The organism is Aquirufa sp. ROCK-SH2 (assembly GCF_054558315.1).
The window spans coordinates 663,380-683,354 of record NZ_JBPXKB010000001.1; the positions used below are offsets into that span (position 1 = coordinate 663,380).

General features: G+C 33.6%; 17 protein-coding genes. 5 read left to right on the plus strand and 12 right to left on the minus strand.

Going from position 1 to position 19,975, the window contains the following annotated elements:
* Positions 1 to 5: 5 nt before the first annotated feature.
* The 3 genes from V7S79_RS02890 to V7S79_RS02900 form a co-directional block, all read right to left on the minus strand.
* Complete coding sequence (locus tag V7S79_RS02890; protein ID WP_459489048.1) at positions 6 to 2,720, minus strand: PSD1 and planctomycete cytochrome C domain-containing protein; 2,715 nt, start codon at positions 2,718 to 2,720, stop codon at positions 6 to 8.
* Positions 2,721 to 2,829: 109 nt separating this feature from the next.
* On the minus strand, positions 2,830 to 4,632 hold the full coding sequence (locus V7S79_RS02895) for a DEAD/DEAH box helicase (protein ID WP_459489049.1): 1,803 nt from the start codon (positions 4,630 to 4,632) through the stop codon (positions 2,830 to 2,832).
* 193 nt (positions 4,633 to 4,825) lie between these two features.
* The gene (locus tag V7S79_RS02900) at positions 4,826 to 6,076 is read right to left on the minus strand and encodes a hypothetical protein (RefSeq protein ID WP_459489050.1); all 1,251 of its coding nucleotides are present in this window, start codon (positions 6,074 to 6,076) and stop codon (positions 4,826 to 4,828) included.
* Between the two features lie 114 nt (positions 6,077 to 6,190).
* Here V7S79_RS02900 and hisB point away from each other — a divergent pair, with 114 nt between their 5' ends.
* On the plus strand, positions 6,191 to 7,303 hold the full coding sequence (hisB, locus tag V7S79_RS02905; RefSeq protein WP_459489051.1) for a bifunctional histidinol-phosphatase/imidazoleglycerol-phosphate dehydratase HisB: 1,113 nt from the start codon (positions 6,191 to 6,193) through the stop codon (positions 7,301 to 7,303).
* 152 nt (positions 7,304 to 7,455) lie between these two features.
* Here hisB and radC read toward each other — a convergent pair whose 3' ends face one another.
* A complete protein-coding gene (gene radC / locus V7S79_RS02910; RefSeq protein WP_459489052.1) occupies positions 7,456 to 8,160 on the minus strand; it encodes a RadC family protein in 705 nt (234 codons plus the stop codon).
* A gap of 85 nt (positions 8,161 to 8,245) precedes the next feature.
* Complete coding sequence (gene rpsT / locus V7S79_RS02915) at positions 8,246 to 8,503, minus strand: 30S ribosomal protein S20 (RefSeq protein WP_459489053.1); 258 nt, start codon at positions 8,501 to 8,503, stop codon at positions 8,246 to 8,248.
* A 51-nt stretch (positions 8,504 to 8,554) separates the two neighbouring features.
* Here rpsT and V7S79_RS02920 point away from each other — a divergent pair, with 51 nt between their 5' ends.
* Together V7S79_RS02920 and V7S79_RS02925 are read left to right on the plus strand one after the other, a co-directional pair.
* Complete coding sequence (locus tag V7S79_RS02920; protein ID WP_459489054.1) at positions 8,555 to 9,466, plus strand: zinc dependent phospholipase C family protein; 912 nt, start codon at positions 8,555 to 8,557, stop codon at positions 9,464 to 9,466.
* A gap of 18 nt (positions 9,467 to 9,484) precedes the next feature.
* A complete protein-coding gene (locus V7S79_RS02925; RefSeq protein ID WP_459489055.1) occupies positions 9,485 to 10,666 on the plus strand; it encodes a class I SAM-dependent rRNA methyltransferase in 1,182 nt (393 codons plus the stop codon).
* Here V7S79_RS02925 and lepB read toward each other — a convergent pair.
* The 6 genes from lepB to V7S79_RS02955 are packed head-to-tail and all read right to left on the minus strand — an operon-like array spanning position 10,663 to position 15,719.
* Positions 10,663 to 11,805: a signal peptidase I gene (gene lepB, locus V7S79_RS02930; RefSeq protein ID WP_459489056.1), complete on the minus strand. Its 1,143-nt coding sequence runs from the start codon at positions 11,803 to 11,805 to the stop codon at positions 10,663 to 10,665. The two genes, V7S79_RS02925 and lepB, sit on opposite strands and share 4 nt — an antisense overlap.
* On the minus strand, positions 11,789 to 12,595 hold the full coding sequence (locus V7S79_RS02935; RefSeq protein ID WP_459489057.1) for a phytanoyl-CoA dioxygenase family protein: 807 nt from the start codon (positions 12,593 to 12,595) through the stop codon (positions 11,789 to 11,791). Before V7S79_RS02935 ends, lepB begins: the two co-directional genes overlap by 17 nt.
* 1 nt (position 12,596) lies before the next feature.
* Positions 12,597 to 13,316, minus strand: a complete 720-nt coding sequence (gene dapB / locus V7S79_RS02940) for a 4-hydroxy-tetrahydrodipicolinate reductase (RefSeq protein WP_459489058.1) — start codon at positions 13,314 to 13,316, stop codon at positions 12,597 to 12,599.
* Between the two features lie 3 nt (positions 13,317 to 13,319).
* Positions 13,320 to 13,997, minus strand: a complete 678-nt coding sequence (locus V7S79_RS02945; protein ID WP_459489059.1) for a DUF5683 domain-containing protein — start codon at positions 13,995 to 13,997, stop codon at positions 13,320 to 13,322.
* A gap of 2 nt (positions 13,998 to 13,999) precedes the next feature.
* Positions 14,000 to 14,926 (minus strand): ParB/RepB/Spo0J family partition protein, encoded by a 927-nt coding sequence (locus V7S79_RS02950; RefSeq protein ID WP_459489060.1) that lies wholly within the window; start codon positions 14,924 to 14,926, stop codon positions 14,000 to 14,002.
* A 13-nt stretch (positions 14,927 to 14,939) separates the two neighbouring features.
* Positions 14,940 to 15,719, minus strand: coding sequence for a ParA family protein (locus V7S79_RS02955; protein WP_459489267.1), 780 nt, complete (start codon positions 15,717 to 15,719; stop codon positions 14,940 to 14,942).
* A gap of 178 nt (positions 15,720 to 15,897) precedes the next feature.
* Here V7S79_RS02955 and V7S79_RS02960 point away from each other — a divergent pair, with 178 nt between their 5' ends.
* Together V7S79_RS02960 and V7S79_RS02965 are read left to right on the plus strand one after the other, a co-directional pair.
* Positions 15,898 to 17,484: a peptide MFS transporter gene (locus tag V7S79_RS02960; protein ID WP_459489061.1), complete on the plus strand. Its 1,587-nt coding sequence runs from the start codon at positions 15,898 to 15,900 to the stop codon at positions 17,482 to 17,484.
* 4 nt (positions 17,485 to 17,488) lie between these two features.
* Positions 17,489 to 18,190, plus strand: a complete 702-nt coding sequence (locus tag V7S79_RS02965) for a VIT1/CCC1 transporter family protein (protein ID WP_459489062.1) — start codon at positions 17,489 to 17,491, stop codon at positions 18,188 to 18,190.
* Here the strand turns inward: V7S79_RS02965 and ggt are convergent.
* A complete protein-coding gene (gene ggt / locus V7S79_RS02970) occupies positions 18,184 to 19,887 on the minus strand; it encodes a gamma-glutamyltransferase (RefSeq protein WP_459489063.1) in 1,704 nt (567 codons plus the stop codon). The two genes, V7S79_RS02965 and ggt, sit on opposite strands and share 7 nt — an antisense overlap.
* Between the last annotated feature and the right edge of the window lie 88 nt (positions 19,888 to 19,975).

Genomic DNA, 19,975 nt, shown 5'->3' on the forward strand with positions numbered 1-19,975 from the left:
TTCAATTACATTTTGGTAACAAATTCATCCAAATTTAACATAGCGCTTGCTACCATTTCCAAAGCTTTCAATTCAGCAATTTGCTTGAATTTAGCCTCTTTTGAAAAGTGTATTTTACCTGTTTCAAATAAATGTGTTAACGTTTTTAAATCTTTGTCATTAATGGAATGCCAAAACATTTTAAAATATAAATTTTCAATTTTTTTCTCCAAACTAAATTGACTTTGTTTTTGCATTTGTAAAGCCAAATTTTTAGCGATTTCTACAAAAACAGGATCATTTAACAATACTAAAGCTTGTAATGGAGTATTGGTACGTATTCTTCTTACCATACAAACCTCCCTACTAGGTGAATCAAAGGTAAACTGACTCGGGTAAGGTCCTGTTCTTCGGGTAAAGATATATATAGCCCTTCTATATTGCTCGGAAGTGGAATCTTGTTTCCATTTTAAACTTGAATTTACGGCCTGCCAAATTCCTTCTGGTTGATAAGGCATGATTGGTTTACCATACATTTTCCGATTCAACATACCTGCAACCGCTAATGCTTGATCTCTTACTTGTTCGGAAGAAATTCTAAAACGGGGCCCACGAGCTAAAAATTTATTCGATGGGTCTATTTCCATCATTTTTCTACTTGCTTTGGAAGATTGTTGATACGTAGCTGAACAAACAATTTCTTTGATCAGTGGCTTTGGCTTCATATCATAGGTGAAAATAAATTGATAGGCCAGATAATTTAACAAATCTTGGTGAGAAGGTTTTGCACCTTGAGAACCAAAATCCTCAAGAGTTTCAACTATACCAATTCCAAAAATTTGTTCCCAAAAACGATTAGCCACATTGCGCGCAAACAAAGGATTATTGGAATCCGTTACCCATTTGGCTAAACCTAATCTATTTCTAGGCCATTCATCTTTGAATGGATGCATAAAACCAGGAACATTCGCTTGAACCTCTTTACCCAACATTAACCAATTACCCCTCGTAAAAACATTTGTTTTACGTTTGTAATTATTTGGCATTTCTAAATAGATCGGAAAGTTATCCGTTTTGACTGTCAACAATTCCAAGAAATGTTGATAAGACTCCTTAGAAAGATTAATTTGTGGCATGAAGGCAAACCACGAAATTCTAAAAACATCTTCTGCCTTGCCTGCCAACGTACTATTTTGTGCTTCTAAATAATAATCCTTTCTTCCGATAGATTTAGGCCATTTGATGGTCAAAAATTTTGGTTTGGAAGTGGTATCTAACTTGGTTTGAAAAATAATTTTTCCGGTTAAACCTCCTTCTCGGATTAGCAATTTTCCTTTGGGATTCTTTGATGTATATTGAATCAATAATTGCGCAACTGAATCGGTTTTAATATTGGGAATTCTACATGTACCTGTATTTCTTAAACCGATTTGCACTCCGCCCAATAAAGCACCATTGATGAAATTATCAGCATAATGTGCATGAAATCTAGGTTCTAAAAATTTAACAAATCGATTGATATATAATTTTTCAACCTGTGACAAATTGGAAATTTCATTCTGAAAAGCCAATAATTTATTTAAATCTTCTGTTTGATTAAATTTCCGAATATTGGGTGCCTCATCACCAGTGTCTTCATCCCGAGTATTATTCAAAAATGCCATAAATTGATAATACTCCTCGTGCTTAATTGGATCATAAGGATGGCTATGACATTGTACACAAGAAAATGTTGTCCCATGCAAAGCATCCCATGTGGTATTGACACGATCTAAAACCGCAGCAACTCTGAACTCTTCATCCACAGTTCCCGTTTCATCATTATTCATCGTATTTCGATGAAAACCAGTAGCGATATAATCGTCATCGGTTGGATTTTTCAATAAATCTCCAGCCAATTGTTTTTCTACAAAATCTTTGAAAGAAATATTAGCATTAAATGACTTTATGACCCAATCGCGGTAAGGCCAGATGGTTCGACCATTGTCTTTTTGATATCCTCTACTATCTGAATAACGAGCTAAATCTAACCATACGGATGCCCATTTTTCACCAAAGGCGTTCGACTGTAATAATTGATCTACAAAAGCTTCATATTCTTTTTGTGAAGAAACTTTTTCAAAATCTTCCACCATTTTAGCTGTAGGCGGTAATCCCAAAATATCTAAGGATAATCGACGAACCAATACAAATTTTTCTGCTTTTTCTGAAGGCGATAATCCTTTTTGGTGCAATTCTTCTAGAACGAATTCATCAATGTTATTTTTAACTGGATTTTCTTTCCAAAATTGAATTCTTTCCCAAAAACTTAATGCTGATGGAATAATTGGCTTAACAATGGGTAAATACGCCCAATGTGTCTCCCATTTTGCCCCTTCTTTGACCCACTGTGTCAAAATTTTAATTTCCCCCTCTGTCAAGGGTTCTTTATTCAAAGGCATTCTCTCATCCACATCTTTTGCATGTAAACGGGCGATAAATTCAGATTTTTCAGGATGATATGGAACAATGGATGGTTTCCCTGAAGCCGTTTTTTGAAAAGCTTCTTCTTGAAAAAGCAAGCTAAATTTCCCTTGTTTTTTTACACCACCATGGCAAGAAATACAATGTTTATTTATGATAGGCTTTACATCTCTTGCATAACTTAAGTTACTTGATTTACTTTTTAAAGAGAAAAAATATACACCAAAGCTTACAAGTAAAATAAGGACCAAAAACCAATATAAATTACCTTTTCTCATTACGATTAACTAGTATGATATAAAGCGACAAAGTTCAAATTTATACTGAATTTAAACAAAAAAAGGTGACAATAAATTGCCACCTTTCTGAAATAATCATCGAGTTATATTAAACTGGTTTTGCAACCTCCACCATAACTCTTTTACCTTTGATTTGTGCTCCGGACATTTTTTCTAAAACAACATTGGCGTATTCTTTAGGAACGTCCACATAGGTATGCTTGTTTTCAATTTGAATTTGTCCCAACACATTACCTGGAATACCAGATTCTCCAGCAAAAGCTCCAACAATGTTCGAAGGTGAAATTTTCTCGTTAAATCCAATATTAACAAACATTCTAACCATGTTTTCGTCCGAACGGTAAGGTTTTCCCTCTCTATCCATTCTTGGTCCACGTGGTCCACGGTCACGGTCTCCACCACGGTCTCTATCTCTTCCACCACGATCACGATCTCCGAAACGCCCACCTGAGGATTCTCTTTCAAAACGTCCACCACCTCTTCTTGAATTACGATCATCTCTATCTCCTCTATATCCACCACCTCTTTCTTCACGACCATATTTTCTAGACTGGCGTTCAAATTCTCCGTCTAAGTTTTCATCTGCGAATTCATTCTTTTGAACTCCCATATTCATCTTAACAAGAGCCGAAACAACTTGTTCAGTTGTATGTCCAGCATGTTGCAAAGACTGTAGAACATCATCAAACAATTCTAAATCGCCTGCCTGAATCGTAGAAGCCACACGTTCGATAAACATGCCTTTCTTTACTCCAACTACATCAGAAAAAGATGGAATAACACCTTTGTCAATTTTAACTTTGGTGTAGTTCATGATTTCGCGCAAACGATTTCTCTCTGAACCCACTACCATCGTAAATGCTTTACCGAATTTACCAGCTCTACCTGTACGACCAATTCTATGTACGTAATACTCTTCGTCTAAAGGAATATCATAATTAATTACAGCATCTACATTATCCACATCTAGACCTCTGGCCGCTACATCTGTTGCTACCAAGATATTAACCGCGCCAGATCTAAAACGATTCATTACTTGCGTTCTTTGAGTTTGTCTCAAATCGCCATGTAAACCTTCAGCTGAATAACCACGTAAAACCAATTCTTCTACCACTTCATCTACACGTTTCTTCTGATTACAGAAGATAAGCATCAATTTAAGGCCATAAAAATCAATCAAACGAGTCGTAACTTCCATTTTTGCACGACCTTTCACATCGAAATACAATTGCTCGATATTGACGTTTGTAATTTCATTTTTTACAACTTTAACCAATTTAGGATTTTGTAAAAAACGAGAAGTTAAAGCCATGATAGGCTTCGACATAGTCGCTGAGAAAAGAACTGTTTGACGCTCATTCGGAAGTTCTTCCAAAATACTTTCAATATCTTCTCTAAAACCCATATCCAACATCTCGTCAGCCTCATCCAAAACGATCATAGCTGCTTGGTTCAATTTTAAAGCTCTACGCTCGATTAAATCAATTACACGACCTGGAGTACCCACTACGATGTTTGCACCTGCTTTCAAAGATTTAATTTGACGCTCAATTGAATCACCACCGTATACAGTAGTCACCCAAACACCTTTAGTAAATTTGGAAAGTTTTTTCATTTCTTCAGTTACCTGAAGTGCCAACTCTCTGGTTGGACATAAAATGATTGCTTGTACATATTTCTCAAATGGAACTATGTGCTCAATCATTGGAATCCCAAAGGCTGCAGTTTTACCTGTACCAGTTTGGGCCTGACCGATAACATCACGGCCTTCTAAAACAAAGGGAATAGCTTCTGATTGGATGGGTGAAGCGAATTCAAAACCCATTTCTTTTACAGCTTCTTGTATCCCTTCCGACAATGGAAGAGAATCAAAGCGAATTTGTTGACTCATTTTTTTATTTTTAATTATGATGCCCGAACACATCCATAATTAACTCTTGCCGATTGCCCCCTATTAAATAAAGGAAAGGAATTTTTACAATACTATGTAAAAAGAGTTGTGAGGATGTATTTGTACTTATTAAGCACAAAGATACCTGAATAAATAATACAAAACAAATTAATTGTATTATTTCAATAATCTATTACTTTTGAAACTCAAATACAACTTGACTATTTAAGGGTTTGGAATCATCAGCTTTAATACCATTTGAAGTAGTAAATACTTCAATCCTTTTAGGGGATAATCCTTCGCCTACTAATCTATTTTTCAACATAAACCCTCTTTTAAGAGCTGATGCACTACCATTTTCTGAAAATGTGTATAATTTCAATTTGACTTTTTTGAAATTATTTAAACCTTCTACAAATCGTTTGAAAAAATAATCAGGAGCTTTAATAATTTGCTCAGTTTCTTGATTAAATGAAAACTCAGTACAAACGACTTGTAAGGATTCAACTTGACTTGAATCTGTCAAATAAGGATGAATTTGAACTAAAGCAGAATTTTGGGGAACCTGGAACTCCTTCCCTTTTGGCCAAACTAAAGTCACCAACGAATCATTTTTTATACGATTTGAATCGAGGACAGCTTTAGTTAAACTATCGTTCAATTTATTCAATGAATCCATTGGAATAATTTCTTCAACATCCACATGACTGTTATCTATATCTTCACTTTTATTATTAAAATAAAAATATAAACCTGATGCAATAAGCAATGAAATGATCAGTGAAGCAATAACAATAGGTTGCAGCAAAAGAGGTCTTCTTTCTTCTTGATTATTAACAGAAGAATCAGAGTCGTCTGATAAACTTAAAATACTAGATGAATCTTTGTATATCTCTGATAAAATCAAAATTTCGTTAATCGATTTCTGAACCTTTTCTGGTACATTTCCATTGAAAATGGAATTCTTATAATTAGAAAAATACTCGACATACGTTTTCCAATCAATAAGAACAGTTTGATATTCTTCCAACAAAAATTCGCCATAAAAAGCATACACTAAGGAAAGTCCTTTTAAAACAAATGAACTCCTGCACGATAAATTCTGTGACATAGCTGTTGCTAAAGCACTTTTTTTATCAGGCATTAAAACACCCATTAATGATTCACCATAATCAACAATCTTTTCAATTGAAACATTTGTCGTATTGGCATTTAAAAGAACAGATAGTTCATTACTAGGAATTGGATGATGTTGTATAAAATTTTGTAAGGCAGAAAATCTAATTCGATTACGAGTTAACTTTACCAAACTTGCTAGGACGATCGAATTCCAAACTGGTAAAATATTTTCAACCACCTCTTCTTTTTCATTTAAGATTAAACTTAAATTTTTAAGAATATTACTTTTATCCTCTTCCTTAAAAATATTTAAAATATTGCTCATGTCTTAACTTATTCAAAAACAAAATTACTTTGATTAATACAATTAATCACATTATTTACAGCTTATTTTTATAATTTTTAATAAACAAAAAAATGGATTTTGTACATTTGCAAAATGAAAAAAGTATTATTCATAGATAGAGATGGAACTTTAATTGTTGAACCAATTATAGACCAACAAGTAGATAGTTTAGAAAAGCTTGAATTCCTACCCAATGTAATTTCAAATTTAAAAAACATCTCAACAGAAACTGATTATGAATTTGTCATGGTAACCAACCAAGACGGTTTAGGAACAGCTTCTTTTCCTGAAGAGACATTTTGGCCTGCCCAAAATAAAATGCTTCAAGTCTTTCAATCAGAAGACATATTATTCGCGGACATTCACATCGACAAAAGTTTTCCAAACGAAAACCTTCCCACCAGGAAACCAGGCATTGGGATGTTAACAAAATACTTCAACGGAGAATATGATTTAGAGAATTCAATTGTCATAGGAGATAGATTAACCGATGTTGAATTAGCCAAAAATCTAGGTTCGAAAGCTATCTTAATGGGGAATTTAGAAGTTCCTGCTATCTTAGCTCCTTACGTTTGCCTGCAATGCGACAATTGGAATGATATTTACACTTTTTTAAGATTACCAGAGCGTAAGGTGAGTCATGATAGAAATACGCATGAAACAAAGATTCACATCGATCTAAATTTAGATGGAAAAGGTAAAGCTGATAATCACACAGGAATAGCCTTTTTCGATCACATGTTAGATCAAATCGCTAAACACGGAAATATTGATTTATCTGTTAAAGTAGATGGTGATTTACATATAGATGAACATCACACGATTGAAGATACCGGTATTGCTTTAGGAGAGGCTTTTTTATTGGCTTTAGGAAACAAAAAAGGAATACAACGTTATGGCTTCTTACTCCCAATGGATGATTGCTTAGCACAAGTAGCCATTGACTTTTCAGGTAGAAATTGGTTAGTTTGGGACGCTAAATTTAACAGAGAAAAAATTGGAGAAATGCCTACAGAAATGTTTTCTCATTTTTTCAAATCATTTTCTGACACTTCCAAATCGAATTTAAATATCAAAGCAGAGGGTGAAAATGAGCACCATAAGATAGAAGCGATATTTAAAGCTTTTGCTAAAGCAATTAGAATGGCAGTATTAAGAGATCAAAAAAATTTAGATTCTTTACCGAGTACCAAGGGATTACTTTAATTATTTATGTATTTTTGTCAAAATTAAATTTTATAACAAATGGGATATTCAGGCGCAGCATTTTTCATTATTTTATTTGCAATAGCATTCGTCGTTGGAGCTAAGCTTCAAAAAATTTACAAAGAAAGAGGCAAATAGCCTCTTTCTTTTTTTTACACCAATATTCCCTCATCTGTAAAACTAAAATATTTATTAGACGTAATTATCAAATGATCTAATATTTGAATATCCAATAGTTTTCCAATTTCTATAATTCGATTCGTTAAATTTTTGTCTGCTTGACTAGGTTGTATTTGACCAGATGGATGATTATGCGCCAAAATCAAGGACGAAGAAAGCTGTTCAATGGTTGATTTAAAAAGCAATTTCAAATCGACAGCTGTTCCTGCAACCCCACCTCTACTTAGACTTTCTAACTTAATTATTTTTGCAGCTCGATTTAAATGAATAATCCAAAATTCTTCATGATTTAAATCACCCAAATGTGGTTGCAAAATCCGAAAGGCATCTTTGGAACTTTTGATTGAATCTATTTCAACATTTGCCTCAAAATCTACTTTTCTTCTTCCTAGTTCTAATGCTGCCACCAAAAGTGAAGCTTTTGCCTTCCCTATCCCTTTGAACTTCATAAAATCAAATTGATTGAATCTAGACAAGGTTTTTAAATTCCCATCGATGGCAAAAAGCATTTCATTCGCTAATTCTATGGCCGATTTGTTAGGAATGCCTGAACCTATTAAAATAGCTAGTAATTCATCGTTAGCTAAAAATTCACGACCTTTTTGATGCAATTTTTCCCGTGGACGATCTTCAACACGGATATTAGAAATTTTTCTATTAGAGGTTTGGTAATTCATGGATGTATATTTCCACAAACATAAAGCTTAAAAAAAGAAAAACCCCGTCAATACGGGGTTTTATCAAGTACTTTATAATTTCAAATTAAGCCGCGATCTTATTAACGAATTTAGCTAATTTAGATTTTTGATTTGCTGCTTTATTCTTATGAATAATGTTCTTTTTTGCAAGCTTATCTAATGCAGATGAAACTTGTTTGAATAAATCTGACACTAAAGCCTTATCAGTACTTAATCTCAATTTCTTGATCAAAGTACGAGTAGATTTATGTTGGTAACGATTACGCAAACGCTTTGTTTCATTTGCTCTAATACGCTTGATTGCTGATTTATGATTTGCCATTATAATTAATAATTACTCTTTCTATAAAATTGAAATGCAAAAATAACTAATATGATTAATAATTACAATACCTACCACAAAAAAATACGACTATTTTTATTCTTTTTAACTATGGTTCCTACAAATATAAGTGCTAAAGTGCGCCATATCAATGCGATACCTTGGGGATTTTATGCTCACAAACGTATTAATCATTTAGCTGTATTTACATTACCTCATCCAATAAATCTATTTTACAGGCGACATTTACACGAAATCGAAGAATTAGCTGTCTTGCCAGATCAAAGACGTTATATTTTAGATGAGGAAGCCGCAAGACACTATATCGACTTAGATCACTACAACATTGACTCCATTAGAAATACTAATTGGCAACAAATCATTATAAAAACGCCAGAAGACTCGCTAACAAAACATGGAATTGTTGTGTGGCATATACCTATCGTTTACAAAAGATTAGTAAAAGCCTTTGTTGAAAAAGATAGTATTAAAATTATTAAACTTTCTGCTGAATTAGGTCATTACATTGGAGATGCACATGTTCCTTTACACACTACATCCAATTATGATGGGCAAAAAACAGGACAAAGTGGCATTCATGGTTTTTGGGAGTCACGAATTCCAGAAATACTAAAAGAGAACTTAGAAGATTGGCTTGGGGTAGCTGAATATATCCCATTTATTCAAAAAACTGCCTGGCAATGGGTCATAGAAAGTAATCAATATGTTGATATTTTATTATTAGAAGAAAAAAAAATCAACAAACAATTTAATCCCGCTAAAAAATATTCTTTTGAACAAAAAGCAGGGAATTTAATTAAAAATTACAGCCTCGATTACACAAAAGCCTATCATAAAGCTCTAAATAACCAAGTAGAATTAAGATTTCGAGCATCCATTAAGCATATCGGGGATGTTTGGTACAGTGCTTGGTTGGAAGCTGGTCAGCCAAATTTGGAATAAAATTTGCAATTTTGTAAAATGAAGATAGAAAAAGACATTCAATTAAAGCATGGGAAAGATGCTCCCGTTAAAAGATTTCATCCTTGGGTATTTTCTGGGGCTATTTTAAAACAAGATTCACATTTAAAAGATGGAGACTGGGTGAATGTACTTAGTGCTAAAAATGAATTCTTAGGATGCGGACATTTTCACAATGGAAGTATAGCTGTTAAACTATTGTCTTTTAGCAAAATTAATGATATTAATCAATTTTGGATTGAAAAATTTGAAAAAGCAAAAAACTTAAGAGATCAATTACAATTAAATCAAACCAACGCTTACCGATTAATTCATGGAGAAGGTGATTTTTGTCCTGGATTAATCATAGATGTATACGACAATGTCCTTGTATTTCAAGCACATACCATTGGAATGCACCTTTGTAGAAAGGAGATAACTCAAGCGCTTTGTTCTGTATTCGGAAAAGAAATAGTAGCTATTTACGATAAAAGTAAAGAAACTTTACCTACTGAGTATGCCACAAATTGCAACAATGAATATGTATTTGGAAATTCGGATGTACCACATCAAATTCTAGAAAATGGCGTAAAATTTTCAGTCAATTGGATTACAGGCCAAAAAACTGGATTTTTCATCGACCAAAGAGAAAACAGATTTCACTTAGGACAATTTGCCAAAGGAAAAACCATTCTGAATACTTTCTGTTATTCTGGAGGCTTTTCCATGTACGCATTGTTAAATGGTGCAAATAAAGTTATCTCCTTGGACGCATCGGCAAAAGCCATTGATTTGGTGAAAGAAAACATCAAAATAAATGGATTAGATAAATCCAATCATGAAGCCATTGTTGGAGAAACGTTACCTTATCTAAAAAACACAGAAGAAGAATTTGATATCATCATATTGGACCCGCCTGCCTTTGCTAAGTCTGTAGCTACAAAACACAAGGCACTTCAAGGATATCAAAAAATCAATGAATTGGCGATGAGGAAAATAAAAAAGAATGGACTTCTTTATACTTATTCTTGTTCTCAAGTTATCACAAGAGATTTGTTTTACAACATGTTAGTAGCAGCTGGTATATCAGTTGGCCGAGAAATTCAAGTCATACATCAAATGACTCAATCTCCCGACCATCCAATTAATTTATTTCATCCTGAAAGTAATTACCTCAAAGGATTTGTATTAAAGATAAGTTAATCAACAAATCTGAAAATTCTGTTCCAGCGGATTTTGCCAGAGAAAAGTCCTTTATTGGGATCTAAAGACATCCAAACAAAGACTGCTTTTCCTACGATATGATCTGCTGGGACAAATCCCCAAAAGCGTGAATCAGCTGAATTATGACGGTTATCACCCATCATAAAATAATAATCTTGTTTAAAGGTATAGGATGTTAATTGTTTACCATCCTTGTAAATCTTTTTACCATCTACTGTAATACCATCATTACCTTCGTATTTCTGAATCGCCTCAGCATAAATGGTAACATTTTTAGCATCTAAATTGATTGTCCATCCTTTTGCTGGAACTTGAATTGGACCCCAAAAATCACGATTGTATTTAAACATTGTTGTATCGTGTGGGAAAATATCTATAAAAGTTAAACCTTTAGGATCTTTGAATGAATTATAATCAAATGACTTTTTAAATTGTAAAGCATTGATTTCTTTGATTACTTTTTTACTTGTATTGATTTTGTAACCCACTAATTTGTTACTTGAATCAGCTAATGGCAACCAATCCGCTGATTCAAAACTTGCGTCTGGGGCATTTCGAATACCGTACTTATCAAAAAAATCATTATCCAATTCCTCTGTTGTTTTCATGTAAACAGGATGTTGCATTCTTTCTGGATTCTCAATCGCCTTATTATTGATATATACTTGTTGATCTCTTACTTCTAAAACATCGCCAGGGGTTCCAATGCATCTCTTCACATAAAATGTACGTAAATCAACTGGCGCATCTCCATCTTCTTCAAAATTAGGAACATTAAATACCACAGCATCTCCCCTTTTGACAGAAGTAAAACCAGGTAGACGATAAGTAGGTAAATCTAACCATCTTAAATAAGAAGGAATATTAGTAAACCATATCTTTTGATGTGTTAGGGGTACTTGCAATGGTGTTTTAGGAGTTCTTACACCATAATGCAACTTACTAACAAAGAGAAAATCGCCAACCATCAATGAACTTTCCATCGAAGGTGTTGGAATGGTATACGCTTCAAACAAAAAGAATCGGATTAATGTAGCAGCAATAACTGCAAACATAACTGAATCTAACCACTCTCTGAAGGCTGATTTTTGTTTAGGTTTTTTATTTTCTGGTTTCATTCAGTTGAAAATTATTTAAATAGTTATCGATTAATTCTTGTGATGGTTTATAAACATAGGGGTGTGGAAATCCACGATCTATATATTGTTGATCCTTCATATTGGTATATCTAAAATGACAAGACCATCTAATTTCATTATTCTTTATTTCTCCGGATTCATGTACTAACAAGGTTGAAAACAAAACAATATCCCCTTTTTTCAGGCTAGGTTGAACCATTGGAAAGGCATTTCTATCAAAATCAACTTCAGCAAATCCATTCCCGAAATTATTTTTCAAAGGTCCTAATTGATGAGATCCTGGATAAAAAATAACTGAACCATGTTCTGGTCCAACATCAATTAAAGGGAGCCAAATAACCACTGAATCTGAAGAAGATAACATTGAACCCCAATCTTGATGTAATGGTGTTTTATAAAAATGTTCAGATTTAGCTAAACTTGGATGATTAAAAAACAAAACAGGTCTTGTACACATGGTTGGTAGTTCAAGACCAATATCTTTCATCAAGTTGACCAAATCAGAATGAAAACCTAATTGATACAACTCAACTAAACCTTGTTGAATCATTTTTCCACAGGAAATAAACACGTCCAAATGCTCATTGAATAAGGTTTGCATTTGGGTTAAGTAATCTCCTTTAATTTGATAATGATCAAACTGAATTTGAAAAATCTGCTTAGCAGATTCATGCAATTTCTCAATCAATTTTTCATCAAAAAAACCAGGAATTACTACCAAACCATGTTGGTCTAATTCAGATTTAATTTCTTGAACATTGTACTTCATGTTATTCACCTTTAAGTAAATCATCCATACCTAAAATACCTTTCTTATCTTTTACCCATTCAGCTGCAATAACTGCACCTAAAGCAAAGCCTTCTCTACTAAAAGCCTCGTGCGTTATTTCGATTTGGTCAACTTTTGAAATATATTTTATGGTATGAGTACCAGGAATTGTTGATTCTCTTTGAGACCAAATTGCAATTTCATCAGATTGGGGAATTTCATTATTCACCCATGATTTTTTGTTGGGATATGCTTCAAGAATTCCTTCTGCCAAAGTGATAGCTGTGCCACTTGGTGAATCTTTCTTTTCTAAATGATGAATTTCGTTGGTATAAATATCATATTGGCTATGTCCTTGCATCAATTTGGCCAAAAACTTATTCAATTTAAAAAACAAATTAACCCCAATAGAATAATTTGAGGCATAAAAAAAAGTCGATTGGTGCTTTTGTGTCAAAGATTCCACTTCTGACTTTTTTTCTAACCAACCAGTTGTACCACAAACAACAGGTATTTGTTTTTCGATACACTTAATAATGTTTTGATAAGCAGAAGCTGGATTAGAAAATTCAATCGCAACATCCACAGAATCTTTGGTCAACAAATCTAATTCATGATTATTATCTATGTCTATTTTAGCTACTATTTCATGCCCTCTTTGCAAAGAAATTTTCTCAATTTCCTTACCCATTTTGCCATAACCAATCAATACAATTCTCATAACTTATTTTTTTAAATTAAAGGACAAAGTAAGTCCAGAAACTAAACTATTATTAATTGGATTAAAATCCAAAGCTGGTTTGATTTTTAGACTAATATCATCCGAAACATCAAACGTTTTTAAATGGGCACTCACATTCGCATCCACCACATTAAATGCCCAGGCAATAACAATCCCAATATAGGTATAATCTCTATTTCTTCTAAATCCATCATTGATACGTTTCAATTGATTTACATCTAAATCGCGAACAACGCCATCTTCATAAGGAACTGCCACGGTACTTGGTGGAACATAACTTGGATCATCAGAATGTGGTGAAACAATGTAATAATAATCCCTATATTTCATGTACCTCGAATGATTATAATTGGCAATCAAGCCTAAACTAACAAAAGCACCTACGACCAATGGCAACTTCCAATATTGACGATTATACAATTGCCCCCAACCAGGAATCATTAATGAATGTAATGTAGCTACCCTCGGAATAATTTTATAAGGTATTTTTTTATTTTTGACAACTACAGGAATCGATTGTATATCGGTTGAATCTTTAGTTTGTTGAACCGATTTGATTTGAAGCGAATCGACAGATTTATAGGCTTGAGCATGAAAACTCAAAATTATAAAAAAGACAAAAAAAAGAACATTGATATACTTAGACTGAAGAATCAACATATTTACGATTTCTGTAAAACCTTGATAAGTTTCATTAATTCATCTTTGGATTTGAAGCTTAATTTCACTTCTCCTTTACCATCTGCATTCACCTTCAGACTAACAGGAGAATTGAAAAAACTAGAAAACGCAGAAATGTAATTTTTCAAATCTGAGGAATCAATTGAATCTTCGCCTTTTTGATTTTTATCAGATTTATCCAAATTAGCTGACTGACGAACAGCATCTTCTAATTTACGAACTGACCATTCTTCTGAAATAGCTTTAAGAAACAAGGTATTTTGTAAATCAGAATCTTCTACAGGAATCAAACAACGTGCATGGCCCATTGATAATTTATTATCCCGAATTGCCACCTGGATAGCAGGAGGTAATTTCAATAATCGCATGAAATTTGTAACTGTAGAACGACTTTTTCCTACTCGAGAACCTAATTCTTCCTGTTTGAGATCACATTCTTCCATCAAACGTTTGTAAGAAAGAGCAATCTCAATGGCATTTAAATTTTCTCTTTGAATATTTTCAATCAATGCCATTTCGATCATTTGTTGATCGTCCGCTGTTCTTACATAAGCTGGTATTTTTACCAATCCAGCAATTTTAGAAGCTTGCAACCTTCTTTCCCCGGAAATTAATTGAAATTTACGAGGAGCAATTTTCCGAACCGTAATTGGTTGAATAATTCCTTGAATACGAATGGATTCAGCTAAATCGTTCAGTGCATCTTTTTCAAAAAATTCACGTGGTTGAAAAGGATTTGTTTCAATCAATTCCAAAGGTATTTCTTCCATCAAATTAACCGTATCAAGACTTCCAGCATAATCCGAAGCATGATGCGATTGAACTTTTTCAGAATCCTCTAAAAGAGCCCCTAAACCTCTACCTAAACCAATACGTTTTTTTGAATTTGATTCTTGCTTTACTGACATAATTTATAATTAACTAAACCGCTTGTAACAAACCGTTTTTAGTAATAATTTCTTTGGCTAAATTTAAATAACTGATGGAACCTTTACTCTCAGCATCGTGCAAAATGGCAGGAATACCAAAACTTGGAGATTCAGATAAACGAATATTCCTCGGAATAATTGTTTCAAAAACCATGTTTTTGAAATGTAAATTAACTTCATTAACTACTTGATTTGAAAGTCTTAAACGTAAATCATACATAGTTAATAAAATCCCTTCAATCACTAATTTAGTATTCAAGCGTGATTGAATAATCTTAATAGTATTTAATAATTTACCTAAACCTTCCAATGCATAATATTCACATTGTACAGGTATAATCACAGAATCAGCTGCTGTTAAACTATTAATTGTAATCAAACCTAATGAAGGAGAACAATCCATTATGATAAAATCATATTTATCTTTAATCGTAGATAAAGCTTCACGCATCTTACCTTCTCTATTCGTTAAATTGATCATTTCAATTTCCGCTCCTACTAAATCGATGTGAGATGGAATAATGTCTAAAAATGGGACTTCAGTTGGCAAAATACTTTCATCAACGGTCGCAATTCCCACCATACATTCATATATACTATGATTCACCTCTTTGGGATTCAAACCCAAACCCGAAGTTGAATTAGCCTGTGGATCAGCATCTATCAAAAGCGTTTTAAACTCCAAAGCAGCTAAACTTGCAGCTAAGTTAATCGCTGTTGTCGTTTTACCTACCCCGCCCTTTTGATTCGCAATTGCAATAATCTTTCCCATAGTATAATTTGATAAATATTCAGTCAATGAAATCAATTGACAAACATACAAAATATGTTTCACATCTTTTCGGAATTTGACCCTACTTTGATATAAATTTTAAGTTAAGATTTTGTGATAAAATTCTAATTTATTTAGATACAAAATTGTATCTTGTGTTTCATTTCAACAAACCTTTATGACTAAAACTACTACTACAACACATCCAAAAGGATTATATATGCTTTTCACTACAGAAATGTGGGAAAGATTTAATTTTTATGGAATGCGTGCATTACTATCTCTGTTTTTAGTAAATGCGCTTGCTTTTAAACAACAAGAAGCTTCTATTTTATATGGTGGATTCTTAGGATTGAGCTACCTCACTCCCATGTTCGGAGGCTATATATCGGATCGATATTTAGGAAATAGGAACTGTATTATTTTAGGAGGATTGACTATGTCTATTGGCCAATTATTCCTTTTCTCCTCTGCAAGTTCTTTTCAAAACGATTTAGATTTTGCCACCTTATTAATGTGGGGGGGATTGTTTTTCCTAATTATTGGAAATGGGTTTTTCAAACCCAATATTTCTTCCATGGTTGGACAATTGTATTCTAAGGGAGATAACCGTTTAGATTCAGCCTTCACTATTTTTTACATGGGAATCAATACCGGAGCATTATTGGGCATGTTAATTTGTCCTTTAGTAGGTGATGTGAAATTAGAAAATGGCGTTCGAGTGGTAGAAGCTTTCAAATGGGGATTTCTCGCCGCTGGAACAGCAATGCTAATTGGAACGGTTAGTTTCTACTTTTTGAAAAATAAATTTTTAAAAAACCCAGATGGAAGTGAAATAGGCTTAAAACCGACATTTTCAAATGTGGAAGATTTGAGTTCTGAAACTGAAAAGGCTGAATTTTCAACTTTATCTATTGCAATAACTTCAGCGTTATTTATAGGGTTGATTTTCATTTTTCACTTTCTATTTACAAGTGAAACCGCTAATATCATAAAGGATTGGATATACCCAGTCATCTATTCTTCTGGAATAAGTTTGGCATTTTTAATCATGACAGACAAAACGATTACTCCCATAGAAAGAGATCGGATTTGGGTCATGTATATTATTTCATTTTTTGTCATCTTTTTTTGGTCAGCATTTGAACAAGCAGGCTCTTCTTTAACTTTTATCGCTGACCAACAAACTGATTTACATTTATTTGGATTTGAATTACCTCCAAGTTCAGTTCAAAATGCCAATTCATTTTTCATCATAATTTTAGCATTTCCATTTAGTTGGTTATGGATGCGTTTACAAAAGCGTGGCATCGAGCCCAATTCGCCAGGTAAACAAGCTATTGGATTACTTTTGCTTGCTTTAGGTTATTGGATCATTGCTAGTCAAGTAAAAGATTTAGGAACAGCCAAAATGAATGTCATTTGGTTGATTATTTTGTATTTATTTCAAACAATGGGCGAATTATGCCTTTCTCCTATTGGACTTTCTCTTGTTGCCAAATTAGCCCCAAAACGTTTTTCTTCTCTTTTAATGGGAGTTTGGTTTTTAGCAAATGCAGCTGGATATGCCTTAGCTGGAACATTAGGAGCATTATTACCTGAAAACATACCTGGACAAACTGAATTCCCAAGTTTTGTAGGATTTGAGATTCATAATTTGTACGACTTTTTCATGTTATTCGTTGTTTTGGCTGGAGTAGCATCTGTTTTATTGTATTTTTTATCCATTGGCCCCTTAAAAAGAATGATGCACGGCATCAGATAATAATATGCACGGACCCGATCACCATTTACACGAAAAACATTTAAAAAGTTCCGATTTTCTAACTGATATAGTTATTGGAATGTCAGACGGACTTACTGTTCCTTTCGCTTTAGCGGCGGGATTATCAGGAGCTGTTTCTTCTGCCTCAATTGTTACGACAGCGGGTGTCGCTGAAATTGTAGCAGGTTCTATTGCTATGGGCCTAGGAGGTTATTTGGCAGGAATGACAGAAAAAGAACATTATGAAGCTGAATTAAAAAGAGAATACGATGAAGTTGAAAGAGTGCCAGAACGTGAAAAAGAAGAAATTCGCGAAGTTTTCGAAGATTATGGTTTAAGTCCAGAAGCACAAGAAATTGTCGTTGAATGTATTTCTAAAGACAAAGATAAGTGGGTCGACTTTATGATGCGCTTTGAATTAGGCTTAGAAAAACCAAATCCAAATCGAGCAAGAAATTCAGCCTTGACCATCGGAATTTCCTATGTAATTGGAGGTTTAATTCCTCTTGCACCTTATTTTTTCGTTGAAAATCCTGTTGATGGCTTAATTGACTCGGCTGCAATTACATTACTAGCATTATTTATTTTCGGCTATTTCAAAAGCAAAATCACGGAACAACAACCATTCATCGGAGCGTTAAAAGTAACCTCCATTGGTGCAGCTGCAGCAACTGCAGCATTTTTGGTTGCTAAATTATTTCAATAAGCCTTTACGGTGTCGTCTCCGCGTGAGTCGGCACCACCTTGAAGAACTCGATTGGGTAACACATAAATACCTTCTACTAATCCAATTCCGCCAACAGGGTTAAAACCATATCCTTTTTTCCCTAAACGATCTAGTTGTTCTGATGAAAATCGCTTCACTTCAAAATTCGATTTTTCAGGCTGCCATTGATGATGAAATCTAGGATATTCAACAGCTTCTTGCATATTCATACCAAACTCCAAAACATTTAATACTACTTGAAAAACACTCGTAATAATTGTAGAACCTCCAGGAGTTCCAACAACCATTTTCAATTGACCATTTTGTTCAATAATAGTGGGAGTCATACTAGAAAGCATCCTTTTTTGTGGTTTAATTTCATTGGCTTTAGAACCTATTAAACCATATAAATTAGGAGACCCTGGTTTCGCTGAAAAATCATCCATTTCATCATTCAACAAAAACCCTGCTCCTCCTACAAACACCTTACTTCCATAAGAATTATTTAAAGTCGTTGTGATAGAAACAGCATTTCCTTCACTATCTACAATGGAATAATGGGTTGTCTCTGGACTTTCATAGCCAGAAAATTCACCAGCTTTAATTGATGCACTGGGAGTAGCTTTATCAAAATTAATGTCCAACATTCGATTTCGTACATATTCATCATTTAACAACTCCTTGACAGGCACCTTCACAAAATCAGGATCACCTAACCATTTAGAACGATCGGCATAAACTCTGCGTTCGGCTTCTATTATAGTTTGAATCGTAGAGTCAGAATTTATACCCCATTTATTTAATGGAAAAGATTCAACCATTTTAAAAAGCTGTCCCAAAGCTATACCTCCACTAGATGGAGGAGGCATTCCAATAATTGTAAAGTCTTTGTATTTAGACAAAATGGGCTTACGCCATTTAGAATGATATTTATTCAAATCTTTTTGAGAAATCAATCCGTTTTTAGCCTTCATTTCAGCTACAATCAATTTGGCCGTTTCACCTTTATAAAATCCTTTCCTTTTTTTCAAAGCGATTCTTTCCAAAGATTTGGCTAAATCCATTTGAAACAAAGTATCCCCTTTCATCCAACCTGTTTCTTTCAATAGATAATTCTTACCAGAATTTTGCGAAAGAAAATCCGTTCTTTGTCTATTTAAACCCCTAGCCTCTTTCTCAGTTAAAACCACACCTTTGGCAGCAAGATCAATAGCAGGCTGAACAAGCGTAGCCCAAGCAAGCTTTCCATATTTTTTGTGCATTTTGACCATTCCATCTACAGATCCCGGGACACCAACTGAGAAAATACCGGTTTGACTTTTATCCGGAATCAAATCACCATTCTGATCTAAATACATATCTTTAGATGCTAATAGCGGTGCTTTTTCTCTAAAATCTAAGGTATTTACCTTCCCTTTCATATTCCTATAAACAAGGAAACCTCCACCACCTATATTACCCGCTGCAGGATGACAAACAGCCAAAGCAAAATTAACAGCCACTGCAGCATCAATGGCATTTCCTCCTTTTTTAAGAATATCAAGACCTATTTCACTTGCAATGGGGTGAGTTGTAACCACCATTCCATTCTTTGATTCAATTAAAGGTTTATTCGTAGGTTGGGCTAATAAAGAATAGGAAATTATAAAAAAGAAGAATAATAAATTTAATGAGGCTTTCAGATTAATCTTACGCATTTTAAAAATTAGTTGTTGAAAAGAAATTCAAATGTAAATTATATAGTTGAAAATCAAACTTTGCTATCCAAAAAATATAAATTAACTT